Source organism: Paraburkholderia sp. RL17-373-BIF-A, from assembly GCF_046030175.1.
In the GTDB taxonomy this organism is placed as follows: domain Bacteria; phylum Pseudomonadota; class Gammaproteobacteria; order Burkholderiales; family Burkholderiaceae; genus Paraburkholderia.
Map to the genome: position 1 here is coordinate 381,882 of NZ_JARESO010000001.1, position 24,701 is coordinate 406,582.

Below are 24,701 nucleotides of genomic sequence, written 5' to 3' on the forward strand. Positions count from 1 at the left end.
CCTATGACGATTCCGCATTTATGCCTGCTCATCGTGGCGCTGTTGCCGTTTCCGTGGACCATGCTGGCGAAAGTCAGCAAGCGCTACGACAATCGCACGCCACGCGCTTATCTTGCCGGTCTCGAAGGCTGGCGCGCGCGGGCACATGCGGCGCATCAGAACGCGTGGGAAGCGCTGGCGATGTTCACCGCCGCGATCGTCGTGGCGGGACAGGCGGGCGGATCGGGTATGTGGATCAACTGGCTAGCGATCACGTTTGTCGTCGCACGTGTGCTGCACGGCGTGCTGTATGTCGCGAATCTCGCGTCGCTGCGTTCTTTGGTCTGGTTTGTCGGCGTCGCGTGCGTGGTGTCGATGTTCTTGGTTTCCGCTCGCTAATTCTGTGCGATGGCATCGCGCCGGTCGCGCGGTGCGGACCGGAAAGTCGCCATTTTCAATATATGCAACTTGCGCATCAGTCGAGCTGAAAAATCAATTTGATTCATGTTGCGTCGCGGAATACCATGGTCGTCATCCCACTTATTTCGCTTTTGTCGACGCGCCATGTCAGTCAAATCAATCACTTCGGAGCCTGTACGCCGCGAGCGCAGTCCGTTTGCCGTGATCGCCGCAGTCACGTTGGTCACGGGTATCGGCGCCGGTCTCGGCGGCATGCTGCTCGCGTTGCTGCTGCACGGCATCCAGCATCTTGCATACGGCTACAGCGTGACGCACGTGATCAGCGCCGAGAGTTTTCTACAGGGCGTCAGCGGTGCCGCGCCCGAACGCCGCCTGCTCGTGCTGACGATTTGCGGCCTGGTGGCGGGATTCGGCTGGTGGGCGCTATATCGATTCGGCCGGCCGCTCGTGAGCATTCGCCAGGCCGTCAAATCCGACGATCCGCGGATGCCCGTAATGAGCACGACGATCCATGCAGTGCTGCAGATCGTCACCGTGGCGCTCGGCTCGCCGCTCGGCCGCGAAGTCGCGCCGCGTGAGATCGGCTCGGCGTTCGCCGGCTGGCTGTCGCGCCGCGCGGGGCTGTCGGTCGCGCAGAGCCGGATCATGGTGGCGTGCGGCGCGGGCGCCGGTTTGGCCGCGGTCTATAACGTGCCGCTCGGCGGCGCGGTGTTCGTGCTCGAAGTCTTGCTGGGCACCTTCGGCTGGCCCGCACTGGTGCCGGCCATCGTGACCTCGTCGGTGGCCGCGTTGGTCGCGCAACTGGGACTGGGCAACGAGCATCAATATCTCGTGCCGTCGATGACGCTGAGCCCCACGCTCGTGGTCTGGTCCGTGGTGTGCGGTCCGATCTTCGGCGTGGCGGCGTGGAGCTTCACGGAACTGATGAATCGCTCGCGCGCGGCCGCGCCGAAGAACTGGCGCCTGCCCGTGTTGTCGCTGCTGAACTTCGCGATGATCGGCGTCCTCGCGATGCATTTCCCGCAGTTGCTCGGCAATGGCAAGGGACCTGCGGGACTGGCATTCGATGGCGGCTTGACCATCAGTCTCGCCGCGATGCTGCTGGTGCTGAAGGTGGTCATCACCGCGAGCAGTTTGCGCGCGGGCGCCGAAGGCGGGCTCCTCACGCCGGGGCTCGCAAATGGCGCGCTGCTGGCGATCGTACTCGGCGGATTATGGAGCCTCGTGTGGCCGGGGGCGTCGTTGGGCGCATTTGCGGTGGTCGGCGCAACGGCGTTTCTCGCTGCCTCGATGCAGATGCCGATTACGGCCGTGGTGCTCATGTTCGAATTCACCCGCGTGAGCCAGGATTTTCTGATTCCTGTGTTGTTTGCCGTGGGCGGCGCGCTGTTGGGTTTTCGTGCGTGTGCGAAGTGGGCGCCTGCAATGCAGTCGAGCTTTGGGTTTAGCTGGAGTGGCGCGAGCAAAGCGCGGTAAGGCTTGTGCTATTCACGACGACGCGGGTTGAGCGCCGCTCGACCGGTTGTCTTTTTTTTTAGACGGGAGCATGATGTGGTCTCCGGCACGTCTGCATGGCTCATGCAGCGTTGTCGCATCATTGTCGATTGAGGGACGCAAAATGAATCTTCAGCTCGCAAGCGTGTGGCTCGAGCGCTCACACGTCGGCTTCTCTGACATCCGCCACTTCGCGTCGCAGTGCCGCGACGCAGCCGCCGCTTCGGGGCGTGAATCGGCGGCTCTCGTGCTACTTGCGGAGCGGGCGAACGCTTTTAGCGAACGTCACGAGGGCGTTGCCGTATCCACCGGTTTGGTCGATGAATTTCTCGCTGAGTTGCGGCACGATACAAAGGCACTGAAAGAGGCCAGCGAAGCCTCGGATGCCGCTTTTCTCGAGGCCCTCAACGCGTTCGCCGCGAAGGTGGCGCCGGCCATGGTCGTCTGACCTGGCGGCGTGCATCTGAAAAATTGTTGTTAGCGCCGGCCGTATCATCCGGCGCTAACAGCGGCCGCGGCGAGGTCGGGGCATCCTACGGAATTAACCGCGATCGAGTAGCAACTGCAAGAGCTTCGCGCCGTCGCGCCCTTTGGCGGAGCCGGCCCACACGCGCTCGATCAGGCCGCGGTACATCGCGACAGCATCGGCTGACGTTGTAATCGTCGCAATACCTGTTCGCACATTCGGGAGTTCGCCAAGGCGAAAGGGCGATACCGCCACATGCTGGCTGCCCGGTTCCTCGAAAATCTGGAAGGTCTCACTCGGCAGATTGTCGGTCACGATACCGACCTGGACACCGATAGGGTCGCTGTTCAACACCTCGATCATGTGTGCGACTTCCTTGCGTGCCGCAAGTTTTCGCTCGAGTTGCACGCCTGAAGGCAGGCCTAAACGGCCCACCAGCCCATGATGCAGGAACTGCTCAATCTGCCGGAGACCAATCAGGCTGAGGATGCTAGGACGCTGCTGTTCGAACACCTTGCGCCGTGCGGCCAGAATTTTCAGAACGTCGCTGTTGATCCGCTTCGAGCTTTCTCCGACCAGTTCGTCGGGGACGCTCTCGTCAAGCATGGAGCGCAGATGCTGCGGGTACGCTTCAGAGGTAAGCAGGAATGAAATCGGATCGAAGTTGGCGAGGATGCGCGTAGAGCGCGATTCGAGCTGGCGCATGCGCTCGAAGTAACTGACCGCGGAGTCGTGGTACTCGGACTCAACCCCGAGCAGATTGGGAAGCGTCACTTCCAGCAGCGCTGCCAGACGCTCGAGCGTTTCAATCTTGACGATTTCACCACGTTCGAGGTTGTAGACGGCGGCGCGGGAAATTGCGAGCCGTTCAGCAATGTCGTCGGAGCGAAGTCCGCGAGCCATGCGATAGGCGCGAAGGCGCTCGCCGATAGCGAGGAAGTCGAAAGTGGGCGCTGTTTTGCGGAAACCTAGAACTTCGGCCACGATACATCCTCGTATAAAAATCCAAACGAATTGTACCTCAAGGCGTCGTCAAAGCTGCATTACCAGGGAAGATACTGAGGCGTTTTTGGCAAAATTCTAGAGTTTTTGTCGTTTTGTACGCTTGTCGTTTTATTTAGACGGTCGCAAGATTCTCATGTGACGTTCGCCCGGCGGCGCGTCACAGATGCCCGGTGCGCGTTCGCGATGTCGACGACGCAAACCGGAAGACCACGCGGCTGTCAGCTGAAACGAACAAGAGGCTTTTCATGTCTGGTGCAAAATTCAAACTCCTGCCGAGTCTTTGTCTCTTCGGCACTGCCGCGCTGAGCGCTCCGGCGTTCGCGCAATCCTCGGTGCAGCTTTACGGCCTGGTCGACGCGTTTGTCGGCTCCGTCAAAAACCCTGGCGCCCATGCGGCCGTGGTGACTCAAGGGGGCGGGCTGTCCACGTCTTTTTGGGGGCTTCGCGGGACAGAGGACCTGGGCGGCGGCTATTCCACATTCTTCGTGCTCGAGAGCTATTTCCAGCCGCAGAACGGCACGTACGGCCGCTTCACAAACGACAGTTTCTTCTCTCGCAACGCGTACCTCGGCATTGCCACGCTGTATGGTTCCATTCGTGCGGGGAGGCTGACAACGCCTCTGTACATTTCAACGATCAACCTCAATCCGTTCTTCAACTCCTATACGTTCTCTCCGTGGATTTTCCACACGTATAAGGGGCTCGGTCCGCAGGGCGTCGTGGGCGATTCCGGCTGGAACAACGCCGTAGCCTATTCGTCGCCGACCATCGGCGGCCTGAACGGTACCGTCATCTATTCGTTCGGTAACACGGCGGGTGACGCCGGTGCGCACAAGTGGGGTGGAACGCTCAACTATGCGAACGGCCCGGTCGTGCTGGCGGCCAACTATCAGTACATCAACTACAGCAGTGTAGCGGGCGACATCGCGACGGCGTTGCCGGCTATACCCGGTCTCAAGAGCCAGGAGACGATTCAACTCGACGGGTCGTACAACTTCAATGTTGTTCGCGTATTCGCCGGCTTCATGAACATCCGCGACAAGGCGACGCTGGGTACGACAACGACCAACTCGGAACAGCTTGGCGTCTCGATTCCCGTGGGCGTGGGGTCGGTGCTCGGAGACTTTGTGTATTCGAAGTCGACGGGGCCGAACAGTGGTGACGTTCACCGCACCACCTGGGCGGTCGGATACGACTATCCGCTCTCCAAGCGTACCGATGTGTACGCGGCGTTCAAATACGACCACTACGCTAGCCAGTCCACGGGACTGACATACGGCGCAGGCCTTCGCCACAACTTCTGAGTGCGTGGCGCGACCGCCGTTCAGCCAATTCGCGCTTACGGGTTTTCACTAACGGGAATCGCGTTGCAGGGTGCGCCAAAAGCGCGTAGTCTAAATATTTAGACGAGTCTCTGAACCAACAGAGTTCAGCGTCCGAGACAGCCACCTTTCTACGTAGTTCAAGACCCGGGACGTCACTACACAGCGCATTGCATGGAGTTTCCCGATTTGTGTCGTCCGGGATGATTTCAGGCGCGCTGATCGTCTATTTTTTTGTACGCGTAGCGTTGTGGTTGACGCACGGGTCCACAAAGACCGTTTTCGAATCGCAGGAAAGGAAGTCTCCACTGGAGGAAGTCATGGAAGCAAATGCAAGGGCGGCAGGGCACGATGCCAGCGCGCCAGTCGGGGCGGACGACCGTCCCAGCAAGTATGCTTGGAAGGCGCTGGCCGGTTCGGCGATCGGCTACGCGATGGACGGATTCGACCTGCTCATTCTTGGGTTCATGTTGCCTGCCATCGCGTTGGATCTGCATCTGAGCACGCAGCAGTCGGGTGCGCTGGTCACGTGGACGCTGATTGGCGCGGTGGGCGGTGGCATTCTGTTCGGCGCGCTGTCGGACCGGTTCGGCCGCATCCGGGTTCTGACGTGGACCATCGTGATTTTTGCGCTCTTCACCGGGATGTGTGCCTTCGCTCACGGCTTCTGGGATTTGCTGGCCTACCGGACAGTCGCGGGTATCGGTCTGGGTGGTGAGTTCGGAATCGGCATGGCGCTGGCCGCTGAAGCATGGCCCGCAAGACATCGCGCGCGCGTGTCGTCGTATGTCGCGCTCGGCTGGCAGAGCGGCGTGCTTGCAGCCTCTCTGCTCACGCCGCTGCTGCTTCCGCATATCGGCTGGCGCGGCATGTTCCTACTCGGCGTGGCGCCGGCACTCGTTGCATGGGTCGTGCGCAACAAGCTGCATGAGCCTGAAGTGTTCGTGCGGAGTGCGAAGACATCAGCCAGGAAGCCTAACGCATTCAGGCTGCTCATCGCCGACGGACGCACCGCCCGCACGAGTCTCGGCATCGTCATTCTGTGTTCGGTCCAGAACTTCGGCTACTACGGCATCATGATCTGGCTACCGACTTACCTCGCCAGAACGCTTGGATTTGGCCTCACCAAGTCGGCACTCTGGACATCGGTGACCATCGTCGGAATGATGGTCGGAGTCTATATCTTCGGCCAGTTGGCGGACCGCATTGGACGCAAGCCGACCTTCCTGCTCTTCCAGGCTGGCGCGGTGGCGATGGTCATTACCTATTCGAAGCTCTCAGACCCAGGCGTGATGCTGTGGGCCGGCGCGCTCATGGGCATGTTCGTCAACGGAATGATTGGCGGCTACGGTGCCCTGATGTCAGAGGCCTATCCGACAGCGGCGCGCGCTACCGCACAGAACGTTCTTTTCAATGTCGGCCGCGCGGTCGGCGGATTGGGTCCTATCGTCGTGGGTGGTATCGCCGCTGCTTATTCGCTGCAACTCGCGATTGCCCTGCTCGCAAGCATCTATGTGCTCGACATGGTCGCAACGATCTTTCTCATTCCCGAGTTGAAGGGCGCGGAACTGGAATAACCAGACAGTTTGCTGCGAACCGCTCTGTTCACCTGACCGGTCCGCAGCGTTATCCAAGAGTGGAGTCATCATGTCAGCAAGCCCGTGCGGCGTCGAGAACGCCGCAATTGTCGCTTCCTATCGTTGCAGAGTCGCAGAGCACTACTGGGTCAACCAGCGATACAAGTACATCCGTCTGGAAGCAGACGCGCCCATCGCGCGAATCACGAAGGCTGGGCAGTTTTACCAGCTCAAATGCCCGACTACGCTGGAACACGAACCGTTCTTGCTGCGCCCGATGAGTGTCTATGGTGCGGGTCCCGAAGACAACCGCATCGAGTTTCTCTACAACGTCACGGGCGTTGGTACGAAGGCGATGGCGACCTTGCTCGAAGGCGGTCACATGGACATCGTCGGGCCGTTGGGCAACACCTTTACCTTCAGCGCCAACTATCGCCGCATTCTCGTGGTCGCGCGTGGCGTCGGTCTGGCCACAATGGCTCCGCTCATCAAGGAAGCGTCCCAAGCGGGTGTCGACATCACGGCCGTCATGTCGGCACGCTCGCCGGCCGACCTCATGGAAAAAGAGTTTCTGCGGGGCACGACGGCGGATGTCCGCAGTGTTTTCGATGCGGACGGAACGTCTTCGGTCGAAGCGATGGAGGTGCTGCTGCGTGAGCTCATCGAGCAGCAGCGTCCTGATGCCGTCTATACCTGTGGTTCGCATCGTCTGTTGATGCTGTTGCAGCGCGTCCTTTCCGACTATCCGCGAATCACCGCCGAAGTCGCCATGGAACAACGCATGGCGTGCGGCATGGGCGTCTGTCTTTCATGTGTGCGGCTGTTCGATTGCGACGGTGACCGCAAATTCCTTCGCGTCTGTCGCGAAGGCCCAGTGTTTCCCATCCGCGAGGTGGTTGGGGAGGTGGAATTTGGCTAATTTAACCGCCCGGGTTGGCAACATGATTTTGCGCAACCCCGTCATGCCGGCGTCAGGCTGTTTCGCGATTGAATACCAGGAAGCGCTGGACCTCAATCGTCTTGGCGCGCTCGTGGTGAAGAGCGTGTCGCCAACGTCGCGCGCGGGTAACCCCACGCCGCGCGTGGCGGATAGCTACAGCGGGATGCTCAATTCGATCGGCATCCCGAGCAAGGGGCTCGAGTATTACCGCGAGCATGTGCTGCCGCCGTATCTGAAGTTCGATACGCCGGTTGTCGTTTCCATTTCAGCCGATACCGCCGACGAGTTTGCCGAGGCCTGCGAGGAGATGTCGTTGCCGGAAGTGGCAGCGATCGAGGCGAACATATCGTGCCCGAATCTTGAAGCAGACGGCATGGCGTTCGCCATGCTGCCCGATACGACCTACAAGGCGGTGTCGGCGATTCGCCGGCGCACCGATCACCCGTTCTGGGTCAAGCTCACGCCCAATGCGAGCAATATCGCGGCCGTCGCGCGGGCAGCCGAAGACGCCGGCGCGGACGCCATCGTGATGGGCAACACGGTGCTCGGCATGGCGATCGATGTCCGGACCCGCAAGCCGAAGCTCGGCAATGTGATGGGCGGCCTGTCCGGTCCCGCCATCAAACCCATCGCGGTGCGGCTTGTTCATCAGTGCTACAGGGCTGTGCGGATTCCGATTATCGGCTGTGGCGGTATCCAGACCGCCGAAGACGCCGTCGAATTCATGCTCGCGGGTGCGAGTGCTGTACAGGTTGGAACGGCATCGTTCCGCGACCCGGGCGTCATGCAGAAAATCATCGACGGTCTTGAGGCGTACTGCACGGAAATGGGCGTCGAGAGCATTCGGGACCTGACCGGCCAGGTGAAGCTGGATCATCAGTTGAGCGACCGCTGGCTGCGGTTTGCACAACAGTCAGGCTGAATCCTCGTTGCGTGAAGGCGGCTCGCTCACCGAGTGCCTTCGGGAAAGTGCCGGATAGCACCGGCACATTGTGCAAATGGACGGGCATCATGGAAATACTTGACCTCACCGGGCTCGCGCAGCAACTCTTCGATGATATTCGCGAACTCTCATCCGACGGTGTAGGTGTCACGCGAGACAGCTATGGCAAAGGCGAGTCCGCAGCGGCCGATTACCTGCGGCACTTTGCCGGGAAGGAAGGACTGCATGTCGATGTCGACCGCGCCGCCAACCTTATTTTCAGTCTGCCCGATAGGGACACGCAGCAGCCGGCCGTCTGGGTCGGCTCGCATATGGATTCGGTGCCGCAAGGCGGCAACTTCGACGGCCTCGCCGGCATCATCGCGGGCTTACTCTGCCTGGTTGCGCAGAAGCAGAGTGGTCGAGCGTCGGGTACGCCGCTGCGCGTCATTGCCTTTCGCGGGGAGGAAAGCGCATGGTTCGGCAAGGCTTATATGGGCTCGGGCTCCCTTTTCGGCAAGCTCTCCGCACAGGATCTCGAACTCAAGCATCGAACCTCGGGCAAGTCGCTCGCCAGCTACATGGAGCAGGTTGGCGCGGACACCGCCGCCATTGCGTCTCAGGAAATGCTCTTCGATCAATCCAGCGCCAAAGCGTATCTCGAACTACATATCGAGCAGGGCCCCATCATGGTCGCCCGCAAGATTGCACTCGGGGTGGTGCCGGGCATTCGTGGCAACGTCCGGCATAACCGGATTACCTGTGTCGGCGAGGCGGGTCACTCGGGCGCAGTCCCTCGCTGGCTGCGTCACGATGCGATGTTCGCCGCGGCGGACCTGATCACCAGGCTGGACGAACATTGGCGCGTGCTGCTCGAGCGCGGCATCGACCTCGTCGTGACGACGGGCATCGTGGGTACGGACCCGTCCGAGCATTCCATCTCGCGTATTCCGGGCACGGTGCACTTCAGCTTCGAAGCACGCAGCAAGAGCCATGACACGCTCGAAGGGTTCTACCAGTTGATGCGTACCGAGTGCGCGTCGATTTCGCGCGAACGTGGCGTGAAATTCGAATTCGACCGGCGCCTGGAGTCTTCGCCCGCCACGATGGACGAGAAGATTTGCGCCGCGCTCGCCGCGTCTTGCGAGCGCATGGCGACGCCCTACGAAACCGTGCCTAGCGGCGCGGGGCACGACGCGTCGCTGTTTGCAAACGCGGGTATCCCCAGCGGCATGCTGTTCATCCGCAACGAGAACGGCTCCCACAATCCGCATGAAGCGATGGACATCGACGATTTCATGCTTGGCGTGCGTGTGCTTGCCGACACCATCGACCATCTCTAACGAGTCCGCTCAGGTCAAGGAACAGTCATGGTTCAGTCAATTACCATCCGGCGCCCGGATGACATGCATCTGCATTTGCGCGATGACGCGATGCTTCGCACCGTGCTGCCGTTTTCGGCGCGCCAGTTCGGCCGCGCCATCGTGATGCCCAACCTCAAACCGCCGGTTACGACGGTAGCAGCCGCGCGAGCCTATCGCGAGCGCATCCTCGAAGCATTGCCCGCAGGCTCTGCATTCGAGCCGTTGATGACATGCTACCTGTGTGACGACACCGACCCTGCGGAAATCCGTAAGGGATTCGAGGCGCGCGTGTTCACGGCGGTGAAGCTGTATCCTGCCGGCGCCACGACGCATTCCGAGTACGGCGTGACCGGCATCGACAAGGTCGCAAGCGTGCTCGATGTCATGCAGGAACTGGGGATGCCGCTTCTCATTCACGGTGAAAGCACCGACCCGGCTATCGATGTTTTCGACAAGGAGACTGTCTTCCTTGAGCGCACGCTCAAGCCCTTGCTCGACAGGTTTCCGGCGCTCAGGGTCGTGCTCGAGCACATTACCACCGAAGAGGCCGCTGACCTTGTTGACGCGGACACCAGTGGCCGGCTCGCGGCGACCATCACACCGCAGCATCTGCTTTTCAACCGGAACGCGATGTTCACCGGGGGACTGCGGCCGCATTACTACTGTTTGCCGGTCCTCAAGCGCGAGCAGCATCGACTTGCGCTGCGGCGTGTCGCGACCTCCGGCTCACCGTCGTTTTTTCTCGGCACTGATTCGGCACCGCACGAGCGCGGCGCCAAAGAAGCCGCGTGCGGTTGCGCCGGTATCTTCAGCGCGCCGACAGCCCTTGAGGCCTACCTGACGGTGTTCGACGAAGAACATGCGCTCGACCGCTTTGAGGCCTTCGCAAGCGATAACGGCCGCCGTTTTTATGGCCTTCCACCGAACGAAGGCACCGTGACGCTGACGCGGGAACGCAATGACGCGCCACGAAGCGTCGAACTCGGTGACAGCAAATCGATTGAAACATTGATGGGAGGCGGCGAATTGCCCTGGCGCCTCGTCGACCACTCGAACGCCTATTAAAAGACCCGCCGGAGAGAGCTATGAGCAGTCAGGAATTCCGTGTCGAATGTGACCTTCTTGGCGAGCGACAAGTGCCGCAAAAAGCGTACTACGGCGTGCATACGTTACGAGCGAAAGAAAACTTCGAGATTTCGGGGACGACCGTCTCGTGCTATCCCGATCTGATCATCGCACTTGCCGCAGTGAAGCAGGCGGCAGCCGTTGCCAACGCTGAACTCGGCCTGTTGTCGCCAACATTGCGCGATGCGATCGTCGCCGCGTGTATCGAGATACGTGAGGGTCACCTGCATGAGCAGTTCGTCGTGGACGTGATCCAGGGCGGCGCGGGCACTTCGACCAACATGAACGCCAACGAGGTGATCTGCAACCGTGCGCTCGAACTGATGGGCCACAAGCGAGGCGAGTACGCGCATCTTCACCCGAACGAACACGTCAATCTCGCACAAAGCACGAACGACGTTTATCCCACGGCTTTGCGCATCGCCACATTCTTTGCCATCGAGCATCTGCTCGAAGCCATGGCGCAACTGCATGCGGCATTCGATGAAAAAGCATTGGAGTTTGCGGGTTTGCTGAAGCTTGGCCGCACGCAACTGCAGGACGCAGTTCCAATGACGCTGGGTCAGGAGTTTTCAACCTACGCGGTCATGCTCGAAGAAGATATGGCGCGTCTGCGTGAGGCGTCGGCGTTGATTCGGGAAATCAACCTCGGTGCCACCGCCATCGGCACAGGCATCACCGCTCACCCCGATTACGCACAGAAGGCGCTCGAAGCGCTGCAACGGATCACGGGTATCGAACTGAGCACAGCGCCAAACCTGATCGAAGCCACGCAGGACTGCGGTGCGTTCGTTCAGATTTCCGGAATGCTCAAGCGTATCGCCGTGAAACTCTCGAAGACCTGTAACGACCTGCGCCTGCTTTCGAGCGGACCACGAGCAGGCTTCGGTGAAATCAACCTGCCGCCGATGCAGGCGGGTTCTTCGATCATGCCCGGCAAGGTCAATCCGGTTATCCCGGAGGTCGTCAATCAGGTGGCGTTCGAGGTGTTTGGAAGCGACATCACCGTGACGTTTGCCGCGGAAGGCGGCCAGCTTCAGCTCAATGCCTTCGAACCGATCATCGCCTATGCGCTGTTTCGCAGTTTCAAACATCTCACTGCGGCGTGCATCACGCTCGCTGACAAGTGTGTGAAGGGTATTACGGCGAATGCCGGGCATCTGCGCGAGACCATGGAGCGCTCGCTCGCGCTGGCCACGGCGCGGAACCCGTACATCGGGTACAAGAATGCGACCTCCGTTGCGGCGGAAGCGCATGCGCACGGCACGACCATCAGGGAAGTCGTGCTTCGTCGACAGTTGATGACCGGCGCGCAACTCGACGAGGCGCTTCGCCCGGAGGCACTCATTCAGCCCCGCATTTACGGCAGCCTTGTCGATCTGATTGCTGCCGCGGGTGCAGGCGCAGAACAGGATGCCGTTGCAAAGTGATTTCAACGCGCAGGCCAACACAAGTATCGGAGTATGTATGTCGATTTCACGCACGGAGCTCGGACTGACCACGACCGTCGCCAGGGCTCTCATCGAAGCCGGTTGTGTTCAGTTCCGCGTCGATGAACCATTCCGCCTGCCATCAGGATGGACTAGCCCGGTCTACATGGATTGCCGGCGGCTCATCTCGTTTCCAAAGCTGCGGCACGCGCTGGTCGGCGAAAGCCTGCAACTGCTGCGTGAGCGTGGTTGTCTCGAGGGCATCGACGCAATTGTCGGCGCGGAGTCGAGTGGCATCGCGATGGCGGCCTGGATTGCGGACGCCCTGCAATTGCCGATGCAGTACGTGCGCAAGAAGGCCAAAGGTCTCGGCCTCTCGACGCAAATCGAAGGCGTGATCGAAACCGGCGACCGCGTACTGTTGATTGACGACCTGATGGCTGCGGGAGAGTCGAAGCGGGAGTTCTGCCGCGCGTTGCACGAAGTCGGCGCGAAGATGAAGGACATCTTCGTGGTATTCGACTACGGCGTGTTCCCGACGGCAGGAGTGCTGGACCGCTGGGGAGTGAGCGTCCATTCGCTGGCCAATTGGCACGATGTGCTCGTTGCTGCCAGAAGTGACGGGCTCGTCGACGAACGCTCGTTGAACGAACTGGAAGCGTTTCTCAAGGACCCGGTCGCGTGGTCGCACGCGCATGGCGGAATCGTGTGGACGCCGCGTTAAGCCTGTCGGGTGAGGCACGCGCTAACGATAGAGGGGTTTCATGGACTGCGCGAGCGAACTGGTCTATGTGGTCGGCGACGACACACGCGTGCGAGAAGCACTCGCTGCGCTGTTGCGCGCAAACGGAAGAGATGTCCAGATATTCGACTCTGGCGAAGCGTTTCTGGACACGCCGCATCACAACGTCGTTGCATGTCTGATCGTGGATATGAGAATGCCAGGCATGAATGGCCTGGAAGTCCAGAAGCTTGTCGGCATGGACTCTTCGATTCCCGTTATTTTCATTACTGGAAGAGGCGATGTGCCGTCCGCGGTCCTTGCCATGAAGAGCGGGGCTGTCGATTTCCTCACCAAGCCGCTCGACGAGGATGCGTTGATACGCGCGGTCGAGGTGGCGCTTGCCACGGCGCACGTCCTTCGCAAGGAGGCGCAAGAGGCAGCGATGCTGCAGGCGCTCTATCGATCGCTGACGCCTCGTGAGCAGGAACTGTTGCCGTTACTCGCGAGCGGTTTGCTCAACAAGCAGGCGGCAGCCATCCTTGGCATCACCGAATACACCGTGCAGGTGCATCGCGGCAACATCATGAGAAAAATGCAGGCGGGTTCATTTGCCACTCTGGTCAGGCAGGCAAGCAAGCTGCAACTCGAAACATCGCCTTGACGACGTTCTATGCCGCCTGGCTTTTGAAGGTGGACTGCATTGCACCCGCGCATCCGCGGCGTGACCATTCTTGTGACCATTGCCATTGCGGCTCTTCCAGCAGATCCGCAAGCGATTCAGGGTAACCGGCTACAACAAATATGTCATACCAAGTGGCCGCTGCGCCTCGTAGTATGCAGACTCAGAGTGCATTCCCATGTTTCGTACGTCATGGAAGTGCTCAACGATCCGGGCGAATCACAACGAGGATTGGAGGGAGCGATTGTGTTGGCGGTCCGGCTTTGACTCGTGCCTGACGACGCTATCCATCAGCACAGCGGAGGCTCGGGCAGAAAGGAGAACGAAAGGAGAATCAACCTGGAACCTCTCGTGAAATATCAACTGTGCGGTATCGTCCTGCTCGCGGCCAGCACGGCTGCTTCGGCACAATCGAGCGTGACGCTGTATGGCCGTCTCGATGGCGGTGTCGAATACCTGAATCACATTGCCAACGGCACGGGTGGCAGTTCGAGCCGCTGGAGCGCGGAAGGCGGCGATTGGGGTACCAGCATGCTGGGCTTCAAGGGCACCGAAGATCTCGGTGGCGGCATGTCCGCACTGTTTGACCTCGAAACCGCGCTGCAGATCATGAACGGCACGACTGGCGGCGGCAGGCTCTTCTCGCGCCGCGCGTATGTAGGCCTCAAGAACGAGACGTGGGGCCAGTTGCAGGCCGGGCGCAATCTTTTTATCGACAGCGACGGTGTCTGGGAATTCGATCCGTTCGTGCAGCAGGCCGTGTCGTCGGCTTCGCTCGTGCGCGGACGCAATTGGCAGCAGACCAGCAACAACGTCGAGTACCACAGCCCGGTCTTTCATGGCTTCGACGTTCAGGGCCAGTATGCCTTTGGCAATCAGGCGAGCGGCTTCAACAACGGCGCCGAAGGCGAGTTCGGCCGCTCGGACGGCATCATGCTCACGTACCATTCACCGCTCTTCGACGTGCGCGGCATCTACGACGAGCTACGCGATTCGAGCGGGCGCTTATCCAACATCTTCACGGCCTCGCGCGAGTATTTCGTCGGTGCGAACGTGCGCGTGCAGAAGTTCAAGATCCAGGCGGCCTACACGCACTACGCGGCGCCCGATTCGCCCGCAGGCGTGGCCGACAGCGCCGACCACTACTGGCTGGGCGCCACCTATCAGGCTACGCCACGCTGGGCCATGACGGCGGCGGGCTTCTATATCCGGGTAGGCGAAGGTACCGGAGATGCTTCGCACGATCCTGGCAGCCATGCCTTGCTCTATGCGCTCGGGACCACCTATAACCTAGACTCGCGTACCTTTCTTTACGGGACCGTCGCCTACGTGAACAACAGCAGGAACGGTACGTTCTCGGTGTTCGCGACGCCGCGCGATTCGTCCTCGCCGACGAGCCCGATAGCCGGCGAATCGCAAACCGGCGTGTACGTCGGAATGATGCACACGTTCTGATATGCTTTTTACCGTGCTCCGGCGCGTGAATTCGGCGTCGGTACTGGCGGCAGGCTGCATCCACTCAAGAGGGTTGAGATCATCATGACCAGTCAGTCGAATTCGCGGGGCGTGATCGGCGTCATCACATTGCTCTTTACGGTGCTGACCGCGCTCTATCTGCTGATCGGTGGCGCATGGCTGCTCGCGGTCGGCGGCTCCGCCTACTATCTCATCACAGGCATCGTGCTGTTGGGCGTGGCCTGGCTGCTTTGGCGGCGCAGTCCCGCCGCGCTCGTGCTTTATGCGCTCGTGCTGATCGGCACGGCGATCTGGGCTCTGCTGGAGTCGGGGCCCGACTTCTGGGCGCTCGCGCCGCGCTCCGGTGTGCTCGTCATCTTCGGCGTATGGCTGCTGCTGCTCATGAGCTGGCGGCTGGAGGGCGAGCGCAAGCTGGGTGTCGCGTCGCTCGTGGTCGCGCTCGTGGCATGGGCGGGCGTGCTCGTGTACGCGAACTTCAACGATCCGCAGCAGGTCAACGGCACACTGAGCGCTGCTGCGCCCGCGAGCGGCGCCAGCGCCGCGATCGACGCCGCCGACTGGCCCGCCTATGGGCGCACCCAGGAAGGCACGCGCTATTCGCCGTTGCAGCAGATCACGCCTGAGAATGCGAAGGATCTCCAGGTGGCCTGGACCTTCCGCACGGGTGATATGAAAGGGCCCAACGATCCTGTCGAGATTACCAACGAAGTCACCCCGATCAAGATCGGCGATCTGCTTTACCTATGCTCGCCGCATCAGATTCTGTTCGCGCTCGACGCGAAGACGGGCACGCTCAAGTGGAAGTTCGATCCGAAGCTGCAGGCCGATCCGTCGTTCCAGCACGTGACGTGCCGCGGCGTGTCGTATGTCGATTTGTCGGCTAGCGCCACGGCGGCCGCACCCGCGGTTGCGCCGTCGAGCGATACAGCAGCAGCCGCTACCGCGCCGACGAGCGACACCGCGGCTGCCACGCCAACGAGCGACGCAGCCGCAACTGCCGCCCCGCCAGCGAGCGACGCCGCCGCAGCCGCTACCACCCCAGCGAGCGATGCCACGGCCGCCTGCACGCGCCGCATCTACCTGCCGGTCAACGACGGCCACCTCTATGCGCTCGACGCGCTGACAGGCCAACGTTGCGAGGGCTTCGGCAACCACGGCGACCTCGACCTTCAACACGCCCAGCCGGTCACGACGCCGGGCATGTACGAGCCCACTTCGCCGTCGATCATCACCAGCAAGGTGATCGTCGTGGCGGGCGCGGTCGAGGACAACTTCTCGAACCGCGAGCCGTCGGGCGTCATCCGCGGCTTCGATGTGCGCACGGGCGAATTGCTCTGGGCGTTCGATCCGGGCGCGAAGGATCCGAATCACATTCCGGGCGCGGGCGAGCATTACACGTGGAATTCGCCCAACTCGTGGGCACCGTCCGCCTACGACGCGAAACTCGACATCGTCTATCTGCCGATGGGCGTCACGACGCCGGACATCTGGGGCGGCAACCGCACGCCGGATCAGGAGCGCTACGCCAGCGGCCTGCTCGCGCTCAACGCATCGACCGGCAAGCTCGCCTGGTTCTACCAGACCGCGCACCACGATCTGTGGGACATGGACCAGCCGTCGCAGCCCACGCTCGCCGACATCACCGGCAAGGACGGCCAGACCGTGCCGGTCGTGTACGCGCCGGCCAAGACCGGCAACCTGTTCGTGCTCGACCGCCGCACGGGTGTACCCGTCGTGCCGGCACCCGAAACGCCTGTGCCGCAAGGCGCCGCCCCCGGCGACCACGTTGCGCCGACGCAGCCGTTCTCGCAGCTCACGTATCGCCCGTCGAAGGACCTGACCGACGCCGACATGTGGGGCGCCACGATGTACGACCAGCTCGTGTGCCGTGTGATGTTCCACAAGCTGCGGTATGAAGGCACGTTTACGCCGCCTTCGCTGCAGGGCACGCTGGTGTTCCCGGGCAACCTGGGCATGTTCGAGTGGGGCGGCATTGCCGTCGACACCGACCGCCAGTTCGCCGTCGCGAACCCGATCGCGCTGCCGTTCGTCTCGCGTCTGATTCCGCGCGGCCCCGGCAATCCGCTGGAGCCGGTGCCAGGCGCCAAGGGCAGCGGCACCGAGTCAGGCATCCAGCCGCAATACGGCCTGCCGTACGGCGTGGTGATCAACCCGTTCCTCTCGCCGTTCGGCTTGCCGTGCAAGCAGCCGGCATGGGGCTACATCTCCGCGATCGATCTCAGGACCAACGAGATCGTGTGGAAGAAGCGCATCGGCACCGTGCGCGACAGTTCGCCGATTCCGCTGCCGTTCAGGATGGGCATGCCGATGCTGGGTGGTCCGATCGTCACCGGAGGCGGTGTCGCGTTTATCGGCGCGACGGCGGACAACTACATTCGCGGGTTCGACGTGAACAACGGCAAACAGGTCTGGGAGGCCCGCCTGCCCGCGGGCGGCCAGGCCACGCCGATGAGCTATTCGATCAACGGCCGTCAGTACGTGGTGATCGCGGCGGGCGGGCATGGCTCGTTCGGCACGAAGCTTGGCGACTATGTGATTGCCTACGCGTTGCCGCAGCAGTAAGCGGCACGCGTCGCCGGGTTGTTTCAGTGCGGCGTATCGGAAGGCTCCAGGCTGGTGCAGCGGCATGCTGCGCGCGCGAGAAGCGCGTCGCGCATGCCGTTTTTTTTGGATCCGGTTTCTGGCGTCACGCCGGCGGTGATCCAATAAATGGGACGGCGGTGCAAGCCATAGCCGGGAAGGCGGGAAGCGTGGACAATAATTTCTAAATGGAATTCGCAGCCTTACAGCAACCATCTTGCATGGGATCGGAGTCAGTGCTTTGCATGGGACCAGAGTAGCGCGCTATGAACCAGAGTAAGCGCTAAAGCGCCAACTCTGGTCGACGGCCTGCTCCGGTCGATCGCCAAACCACTAGCTCCGGTCGACAGTGGAGTCCACCGTGGATCTCACCGGATATGAGTTGGAGCCGCTGCACGATGACGGCGACTTCTCCCTGTATCGCGCCCGGAGACCCCGCCATCCCGTCTCGGTGCTCGCGCTGGTCGCCACCCGTACGGTCACGCAGAGCATTACACGGCTCGAGCACGAATACGGATTGGCCTCGTTGCTCGATTCCAGCTGGGCCGCTCAGCCGCTCGCGCTCTATCACCGCAGAGAGCCGCCCATGCTCGTTCTCGACGACGACGGCGGCGAGCCCCTCCATCGCTCACTCGGCCGTCCGCTGGAGCTCACGCGTTTTTTGCGCATCGCCGTCAATCTGGCGAGAGTAGTCGGTCACGTTCACCGATGCGGGCTCGTTCACAAAGACATCAAGCCGGCGAATGTGCTCGTCGACGGGAACGGCAACGTGCGGCTCACCGGCTTCGGCATCGCGTCGCAACTGCCGCACGAACATCAGCCGCCCGCGCCGCCGGAGATCGTCGCCGGGACTTTCGCGTATATGGCGCCTGAGCAGACGGGCCGCATGAACCGTTCGATCGACACGCGCAGCGATCTCTATTCGCTTGGCGTCACACTGTACGAGATGCTTACCGGCTCGCTGCCGTTCACCGCATCGGACGCGATGGAATGGATTCATTGCCATATTGCGCGCAGGCCGGCACCGCCATGCGAGCGCGTCGACGGTATTCCGAAGGCGGTCGAGGGCATCGTGCTGAAACTCCTCGCCAAGGCCGCCGAGGATCGTTACCAGACCGCGGCGGGTGTCGAAGCCGACCTGCGGTCGTGCCTCGCGGCATGGGAGGCGCACCAGCGCGTCGACCCGTTCCCGCTGGGGGCGCACGACGCGTCCGACCGGTTGCTCGTTCCCGAAAAACTGTACGGACGCGAGGCACAGATCGAAGCGCTCGTGACAGCATTCGATCGTGTCGTGGGTAGCGGGGCGGTCGAACTGGTGCTTATCTCGGGCTATCCGGGAATTGGCAAGTCGTCGGTCGTCAACGAGTTGCACAGGGTGCTGGTGCCGCCACGCGGCCTGTTCGCGTCCGGCAAGTTCGACCAGTACAAACGTGACATTCCGTATGTGCCTTTTGCACAGGCCTTCCAGACGCTCGTACGCAACCTGCTGAGCCAGAGCGACGCAGAGGTCGAGCCGTGGCGGCATGCGCTGATTGAAGCGCTCGGGCCCAACGGTCAATTGATTGTGAATCTGATCCCCGAACTTGCGCTCATCATCGGCGAGCAGCCACCGGCGCCAGTTCTGCCGCCGCAGGATGCGCAAAACCGCTTCCAGATGGTATTTCGACGTTTTCTCGGCGTGTTTGCGCGACCTGAGCATCCGCTCGCGCTGTTTATCGACGATCTGCAATGGGTCGATACGGCGACGCTCGACCTGCTTGCCCACCTCGTCACGCATCCGGACGTGAAGCACGTTCTGCTGGTCGGCGCCTACCGGGACAACGAGGTGGACGCGTCGCACCCGTTTGCGCGCACGCTCGAGTCGATCAGCCACGCCGAAAGAAAGGTGCAGCAGATAGAGCTCGCGCCGCTCACACCGGACAGCGTCACGCAACTCGTGGCCGATTCGCTTCACTGCGACAGCGCGACAGCCGGGCCGCTCGCGCAACTGGTGCATGAGAAGACCGGCGGCAATCCGTTCTTCGCGATCCAGTTTCTGACGGCGCTCGCCGATGAAGACCTGCTCACATTCGATCAGCGCGCCGCGGCGTGGTGCTGGGATTTGCCACGCATTCGCGCGAAGGGTTTTACCGAGAACGTCGCCGATCTGATGGCGGCGAAGCTGAGCCGCTTGCCTGCGCTGACGCGCGACGCGTTGGGGCAACTGGCGTGTCTCGGCAACGTCGCTGAAGTCACCGCACTGACGTGGGTTCAGGGCGGCTCTGAAGAGAAGATGCACACGAACCTGTGGGAAGCCGTGCGGACGGGTCTCGTTTTTCGCGTGGGCAACGCCTATGAATTCGCACACGACCGCGTGCAGGAGGCCGCTTATGCGCTGATTCCCGCCGACGAGCGGGCCGCCGCGCATCTGCGGATCGGCCGGGCGCTGGTGTCGCGGACCCCGCCGGAAGCGCTCGAGGATCCCATCTTCGATATCGTCAACCATCTCAATCGCGGCGCGGCGCTGATCCAGGCGGAGCCGGAGCGTGAGCAGGTCGTCGAGTTGAACCTCAGCGCGGGCCGGCGCGCGATGAATTCGACCGCCTACGCGGCCGCTCGCAGCTATCTGGCGCAAGCCGTGGCGCTGCTGTCGCCGGATGCGTGGACGCAGCGCTACGACAGCACGTTCGAACTCTATCTCGCGTTTTCGGAGTGCGAATATCTGGCCGGCGATTTTGCGGAAGCCGACGCGCTGGCCGACATGATGCTCACGAGAGCACGCTCCAATCTCGATCGTGCGAAGGTCTTCAGCCTGCGGATCGAGTTGTATCAGCTCGCCGGGAGATATGACGAGAGCTTCGCGGTCGCGCTGGTTGCGCTGCGCGATTTCGGCATCCTCTTTCCTGAGACGGATCAGGACATCCAGGCGGCCGTCGATGACGGATTGCGGGACATTCGCGTCAATCAGGCCGGGCGTCCCATCGGCGAACTGGTCGAGGTGCCGGTGGCGACGGATCCCGCGATCCGTGCAATCGTCAACCTTCTCCTTCAGGCGATGAACTGCGCTTTTGCCGCGCGGCCGGCGTTTTACCCGCTCATCACCCTCAAGGCGGTCAATCTCTCCCTGCAGCACGGCAATACCGAGAACTCCAGTTTTGCTTACGGCAATTACGCGCTGATGCTGGTGTCTCTGATCGGAGATATCCCCACCGCGGTGCAATTTTCAGAGATGTCGCTCAAGCTGAACGAGAAGTTCGGCAATCGGCGCCTGAATGGAAAGCTGCTTCACCTGTACGGCGCCCACGTCAATTTCTGGCGCTGCCACATTGCCGCGAATCTGCCGGTTCTCGAACGGGCGACCGCTGCGTGCCTGGAAGTGGGCGACCTCGTTTTTGCAGGCAACGTCGCATTCAACGCGGTTTGGCAGACCATCGAGAAAGGCGCCGCCCTCGAGGACGTGCAAACGCTCTCGGAAAAGTACGCGGCGCTCGCGCGGGAGAGCCACAACGACGCGGTGTACGAGTTGATCCGGGTCGAGCGGCAATTCGTCATCAGTCTGCGCGGCAAGACGACCGAACCGTTGAATCTGAACGACGAGACGTTCGACGAAGCAGCCTGCTTCGAGGCCATCATCAGATCGAATTTCGGCTGCGCTATCGGCGTCTATCGCATCATCAAGGTGATGCTTGCCTTCCTCGACGGCCGGTATGCCGACGCGCTGGAGGCCGCGGACCGGGCGGAGGCGGTCCTCAGTTCTGTCATGGCACTGGCGATCGAACCGACCTATCACTTCTTTCATGCGCTCACGTTGACGGCGCTTTATCCGCAGGCATCCGAGGAACAGCAGCAAGTCTATGGGCGCATGCTTGCGGCGAAACTCAAGAAGCTCGCAACGTGGGCTGAGCACTGCCCGGAGAACTATCAGAACCGCTACGCGCTGGTTTGCGCGGAGCTTGCGCGTCTGGAGGGCCGGGATCTCGACGCTATGCGCCTTTACGAACAGGCGGTCCACTCCGCTCATGAAAATGGCTTTCTACACCACGAAGGCATCGCCAACGAACTTGCCGGCCGCTTCTATCTAAGCAGCGGTCTGAGGACGAGCGCCGATGCGTATTTGCGCAACGCGCGTCATTGCTTCGCCTTTTGGGGCGCGGACGGCAAAGTCGCGCAACTCGACGGGCAATTCCCGCGCCTCGCCAATCAGGACGGGAGCAATGCTACGTCGACACTCAGCTTCGATTGGCGGCAGTTCGACGCCGCGACCCTGCTCAAGGCCTCTCAAGCCCTTTCCAGCGAGATCGAATTGACAGGTCTGATCGAGCGGCTGATGACGATAGCGCTGCAGACCGCGGGCGCCGATCGGGGCCTGTTAGTTGTCCTGCAGCAGCCGAACGGCTACCGGATCGAGGCAGAGGCGCGCATCAATGGAAACGGGATCGAGTTGAACCGGGAGCCGCCTGGCAATTCTGCCGTCCCTGCCGCCATTCTGCGTTACGTGATCCACACGCAAAAGAGCGTCATCATCGACGATGCGTTGATACCCAACATGTTCTCCCAGGACAGCTACCTGGCGAGCGGCGCCACTCGGTCCGTATTCTGCCTGCCTCTGGTCAGACAGGGCAAACTCGGCGGCCTGCTGTATCTCGAGAACACGGCCACTTCGCATGTTTTTACGGCGCGCCGCTCGTCGCTGCTCGATTTGCTGGCATCACAGGCCGCCATTTCACTCGAGAACACCCGTCTGTATGCCGACCTTCAGGAACGCGAGGCAAAGGTTCGGCGCCTGGTGGACTCGAACATCATTGGGATCCACATTTGGGACTTTGAGGGCAACGTCGTCGAAGCCAACGACGCTTTTCTGCGCATTGTGGGTTACAGCCGGGAAGATCTGCTCTCAGGGCGTATACGGTGGCCCGATTTGACTCCGCCCGAGTGGCGTGACCTCGACGAATTGGTGAGAGCGGAATTGACGGCCGCCGGAAGCGCTAAACCGTTCGAGAAAGAGTACTTTTGCAAGGATGGCAGCCGGGTGCCCGTGCTGGTCGGCGCGGCGGCGTTCGGCGATCGTGAAGGGCAGGGCGTCGCTTTCATACTCGACCTGACCGATCAGAAGCGGGCGCAACAGGACGTGCGCGATAGCGAACGGCGATATCTCGGACTCCAGATGGAACTGGCGCATTCAAACCGCGTGGCGACGATGGGGCAGTTATCGGCATCGATTGCCCACGAAGTGAAGCAACCCATCACCGCAACGGTTGCCTACGCCAGTGCGGCCTTACGCTGGCTGGCGGCGCGCCCGCCCAATCTCGACGAAGTGCGTCAGGCGCTCAACCGGATTGTCGCGGATGGCGGCCGCGCCAATAACATCGTCGACCGCACCCGCGCTTTCTTTAAAAAGGAGCCGCAGCGAAAAGACGGCTTGGACATCAACGAAGCGATTCTCGAGTTGATCGCGTTCATGCGAAGTGAAGCCAGCAAGCACGGCGTCGAGCTCGTCGTTCAGCTGGTTGATGGATTGCCGCAGATCCAGGGCGATCGGGTACAACTGCAACAGGTGATGCTCAATCTCATGATCAACGCCCTTGAAGCGATGAGTGCAATGGACGTCGGCGAGCGAACGCTTTTGATCCGAACCGGCCAGTCCGGTGCAAACGAACTCTGCATTAGCGTGGAGGATTCTGGACCAGGTCTGGACGCCGAACATCTGGAAGGCGTCTTCGAGGCATTTTTTACGACCAAACCCAACGGCCTGGGAATGGGACTGCCGATCTGCCGTTCGATTGTGGAAAGTCACGGCGGACGATTATGGGTGACGTCGAACTCCGCCGGGGGCGCCACTTTTCAGTTCACGTTGCCTGCGCCAGGCAACGTCTCGCATCCGGGCAACGTTTAGGCGATCGCGCTACACGCTGACAAACGGACGGACCTTCGGCCAGGTTACTTCTGCAATATCGCGCCAATCAGCGCGAGCAGTCGTGCGTCGTCCACTGGCTTTGAGAAGAAACCGGCGGCTCCGCCGGCTTCGGCTCGCTCGAGAAGCTCCTGCGTCGCATAGGCAGTAATGAAAATGACAGGAACAGGCTGCTTCCATAGCTTGATCGATTCAAGCAGCGCGAAACCGTCCACGCCCGGCATGTGAATGTCCGCGACAACAAGCTTCAGTTCCGATCGGCGCGTATCACCCAGAAGATGGTTGGCGGACTCATAGACAATGACTCTCCAGTTTGCCGAACGAAGCAAACTGGATGTCGCCATCCGGACGAATTCGTCGTCGTCCACTACCCCGATAACTGCAGGAGAGCGCTTTGTTCTCATCTCGAGTCCGTACGGCATCGAAAGGATTCAGAAAGGCTGAATCCTTTAGGCAAATTACAGGCCTACGGACGAGGCGACAATAAGACCTTAGAATGATTTTAGTGACAGTTCGTATTAGCCGGGATCGATCCCGGCCGAAGATGGCGGCGAGAGTGCAGCGAATACAGAAATGGCTGACTCGCACTTAGTGCAGAGGCAGCACCTGCTGTAACTTCCTGACGACATCAGGCACTGAGCGCGCCTGCAGCTTATGCATCGCTTGGGCCCGATGGATCTTGACCGTTACCTCGCTCAGGCACAGGAGGTCGGCGATCTGCTTGTTCAACAGCCCGTCGGCGACCAGCCTGATGACTTCCCGCTCGCGCGCTGTCAGCGAATCGTATGTTTGACGGATGCCCGCAACGATCCTTTCCTGACGCTTTAATTCAATATCCCTTTTCAAGGCAGCGGCGATCGTATCGATCAGATCCTGATCCTTGAACGGCTTTGTCATGAAATCGAAGGCGCCCGCCTTCATGGCCTTGACGGACATCTCGATGTCGCCGTGCCCGGTCAGAAATATGACCGGGAATCGAACACTCTCTTTAAAGGGCTCCTGCTGCAGGGTCAAGCCGCTCGTGCCGCGCAGACGAACGTCGAGAATGAGACAGCTCGGCACGTCCGGCATGTCCGTGGCCAGAAAATCGTCGGCCGATTCGAACGCCCGCACGTGAATGCCGACTGACATGAGTAGAGAGGTTAGGGCGCCTCGAATGGACTCGTCGTCGTCGACCACATACACAAGCGAGTCCGGCAATGATTCACTTCCCGCCCCAACGTTGTCATGTTTCATCGCTCGATCTTCGAAAAGTTCGTTACGCTAAGTGACGCCGATACTTTTCGT

18 protein-coding genes are annotated in these 24,701 nt (G+C 61.2%); 15 read left to right on the forward strand and 3 right to left on the reverse strand.

What is annotated here, in order from left to right; translation table 11 throughout:
- Window positions 1-3: 3 nt before the first annotated feature.
- The 3 genes from P0D80_RS01655 (at window position 4) to P0D80_RS01665 (ending at window position 2,341) form a co-directional block, all read left to right on the forward strand.
- Complete coding sequence (locus tag P0D80_RS01655; protein WP_408280522.1) at window positions 4-378, forward strand: MAPEG family protein; 375 nt, start codon at window positions 4-6, stop codon at window positions 376-378.
- Between the two features lie 165 nt (window positions 379-543).
- Window positions 544-1,875: a chloride channel protein gene (locus P0D80_RS01660; RefSeq protein ID WP_408280525.1), complete on the forward strand. Its 1,332-nt coding sequence runs from the start codon at window positions 544-546 to the stop codon at window positions 1,873-1,875.
- A 142-nt stretch (window positions 1,876-2,017) separates the two neighbouring features.
- A complete protein-coding gene (locus P0D80_RS01665) occupies window positions 2,018-2,341 on the forward strand; it encodes a hypothetical protein (RefSeq protein ID WP_408280528.1) in 324 nt (107 codons plus the stop codon).
- A gap of 93 nt (window positions 2,342-2,434) precedes the next feature.
- Here the strand turns inward: P0D80_RS01665 and P0D80_RS01670 are convergent, their stop codons facing one another.
- Window positions 2,435-3,343, reverse strand: coding sequence for a helix-turn-helix domain-containing protein (locus P0D80_RS01670; RefSeq protein ID WP_408175732.1), 909 nt, complete (start codon window positions 3,341-3,343; stop codon window positions 2,435-2,437).
- Between the two features lie 266 nt (window positions 3,344-3,609).
- Here P0D80_RS01670 and P0D80_RS01675 point away from each other — a divergent pair, with 266 nt between their 5' ends.
- The 12 genes from P0D80_RS01675 to P0D80_RS01730 all read left to right on the forward strand — a co-directional run bounded on the left by P0D80_RS01675 (window position 3,610) and on the right by P0D80_RS01730 (window position 23,396).
- On the forward strand, window positions 3,610-4,668 hold the full coding sequence (locus P0D80_RS01675) for a porin (protein ID WP_408280531.1): 1,059 nt from the start codon (window positions 3,610-3,612) through the stop codon (window positions 4,666-4,668).
- A 338-nt stretch (window positions 4,669-5,006) separates the two neighbouring features.
- Window positions 5,007-6,263 (forward strand): MFS transporter, encoded by a 1,257-nt coding sequence (locus P0D80_RS01680; RefSeq protein WP_132374921.1) that lies wholly within the window; start codon window positions 5,007-5,009, stop codon window positions 6,261-6,263.
- Window positions 6,264-6,528: 265 nt separating this feature from the next.
- Complete coding sequence (locus P0D80_RS01685; RefSeq protein ID WP_408280533.1) at window positions 6,529-7,182, forward strand: iron-sulfur cluster-binding protein; 654 nt, start codon at window positions 6,529-6,531, stop codon at window positions 7,180-7,182.
- Window positions 7,175-8,125: a dihydroorotate dehydrogenase gene (locus P0D80_RS01690; protein WP_408280536.1), complete on the forward strand. Its 951-nt coding sequence runs from the start codon at window positions 7,175-7,177 to the stop codon at window positions 8,123-8,125. The genes P0D80_RS01685 and P0D80_RS01690 overlap by 8 nt, the downstream gene beginning before the upstream one ends.
- Window positions 8,126-8,214: 89 nt before the next feature.
- Window positions 8,215-9,468 (forward strand): allantoate amidohydrolase, encoded by a 1,254-nt coding sequence (locus tag P0D80_RS01695; RefSeq protein ID WP_408280539.1) that lies wholly within the window; start codon window positions 8,215-8,217, stop codon window positions 9,466-9,468.
- A gap of 27 nt (window positions 9,469-9,495) precedes the next feature.
- Complete coding sequence (pyrC, locus tag P0D80_RS01700; RefSeq protein WP_408280542.1) at window positions 9,496-10,554, forward strand: dihydroorotase; 1,059 nt, start codon at window positions 9,496-9,498, stop codon at window positions 10,552-10,554.
- A 20-nt stretch (window positions 10,555-10,574) separates the two neighbouring features.
- On the forward strand, window positions 10,575-12,044 hold the full coding sequence (aspA, locus tag P0D80_RS01705) for an aspartate ammonia-lyase (protein ID WP_408280547.1): 1,470 nt from the start codon (window positions 10,575-10,577) through the stop codon (window positions 12,042-12,044).
- Window positions 12,045-12,081: 37 nt separating this feature from the next.
- Window positions 12,082-12,768 (forward strand): orotate phosphoribosyltransferase, encoded by a 687-nt coding sequence (locus P0D80_RS01710; RefSeq protein WP_408280551.1) that lies wholly within the window; start codon window positions 12,082-12,084, stop codon window positions 12,766-12,768.
- 40 nt (window positions 12,769-12,808) lie between these two features.
- Window positions 12,809-13,429 (forward strand): response regulator transcription factor, encoded by a 621-nt coding sequence (locus P0D80_RS01715; RefSeq protein ID WP_408280553.1) that lies wholly within the window; start codon window positions 12,809-12,811, stop codon window positions 13,427-13,429.
- A gap of 369 nt (window positions 13,430-13,798) precedes the next feature.
- Entirely contained in the window at window positions 13,799-14,902 is a 1,104-nt protein-coding gene (locus tag P0D80_RS01720) for a porin (protein ID WP_408280556.1), read from the forward strand.
- An 84-nt stretch (window positions 14,903-14,986) separates the two neighbouring features.
- Complete coding sequence (locus P0D80_RS01725; protein ID WP_408280559.1) at window positions 14,987-17,506, forward strand: glucose/quinate/shikimate family membrane-bound PQQ-dependent dehydrogenase; 2,520 nt, start codon at window positions 14,987-14,989, stop codon at window positions 17,504-17,506.
- A 379-nt stretch (window positions 17,507-17,885) separates the two neighbouring features.
- Complete coding sequence (locus P0D80_RS01730; RefSeq protein ID WP_408280562.1) at window positions 17,886-23,396, forward strand: trifunctional serine/threonine-protein kinase/ATP-binding protein/sensor histidine kinase; 5,511 nt, start codon at window positions 17,886-17,888, stop codon at window positions 23,394-23,396.
- 44 nt (window positions 23,397-23,440) lie between these two features.
- Here the strand turns inward: P0D80_RS01730 and P0D80_RS01735 are convergent, their stop codons facing one another.
- Both P0D80_RS01735 and P0D80_RS01740 read right to left on the reverse strand, forming a co-directional pair.
- The gene (locus tag P0D80_RS01735; protein WP_408175717.1) at window positions 23,441-23,782 is read right to left on the reverse strand and encodes a response regulator; all 342 of its coding nucleotides are present in this window, start codon (window positions 23,780-23,782) and stop codon (window positions 23,441-23,443) included.
- Window positions 23,783-24,002: 220 nt separating this feature from the next.
- A complete protein-coding gene (locus P0D80_RS01740; RefSeq protein WP_132374911.1) occupies window positions 24,003-24,650 on the reverse strand; it encodes a response regulator transcription factor in 648 nt (215 codons plus the stop codon).
- Window positions 24,651-24,701: the final 51 nt, after the last annotated feature.

What these genes read in the sequence shown, in the direction of transcription:
- P0D80_RS01655 (WP_408280522.1), top strand. Translation starts at nt 4, where the DNA reads ATGACGATTCCGCATTTATGCCTGCTCATCGTGGCGCTGTTGCCGTTT.
- P0D80_RS01660 (WP_408280525.1), top strand. Translation starts at nt 544, where the DNA reads ATGTCAGTCAAATCAATCACTTCGGAGCCTGTACGCCGCGAGCGCAGT.
- P0D80_RS01665 (WP_408280528.1), top strand. Translation starts at nt 2,018, where the DNA reads ATGAATCTTCAGCTCGCAAGCGTGTGGCTCGAGCGCTCACACGTCGGC.
- P0D80_RS01675 (WP_408280531.1), top strand. Translation starts at nt 3,610, where the DNA reads ATGTCTGGTGCAAAATTCAAACTCCTGCCGAGTCTTTGTCTCTTCGGC.
- P0D80_RS01680 (WP_132374921.1), top strand. Translation starts at nt 5,007, where the DNA reads ATGGAAGCAAATGCAAGGGCGGCAGGGCACGATGCCAGCGCGCCAGTC.
- P0D80_RS01695 (WP_408280539.1), top strand. Translation starts at nt 8,215, where the DNA reads ATGGAAATACTTGACCTCACCGGGCTCGCGCAGCAACTCTTCGATGAT.
- pyrC (WP_408280542.1), top strand. Translation starts at nt 9,496, where the DNA reads ATGGTTCAGTCAATTACCATCCGGCGCCCGGATGACATGCATCTGCAT.
- aspA (WP_408280547.1), top strand. Translation starts at nt 10,575, where the DNA reads ATGAGCAGTCAGGAATTCCGTGTCGAATGTGACCTTCTTGGCGAGCGA.
- P0D80_RS01710 (WP_408280551.1), top strand. Translation starts at nt 12,082, where the DNA reads ATGTCGATTTCACGCACGGAGCTCGGACTGACCACGACCGTCGCCAGG.
- P0D80_RS01715 (WP_408280553.1), top strand. Translation starts at nt 12,809, where the DNA reads ATGGACTGCGCGAGCGAACTGGTCTATGTGGTCGGCGACGACACACGC.
- P0D80_RS01725 (WP_408280559.1), top strand. Translation starts at nt 14,987, where the DNA reads ATGACCAGTCAGTCGAATTCGCGGGGCGTGATCGGCGTCATCACATTG.
- P0D80_RS01740 (WP_132374911.1), bottom strand. Translation starts at nt 24,650, where the DNA reads ATGAAACATGACAACGTTGGGGCGGGAAGTGAATCATTGCCGGACTCG.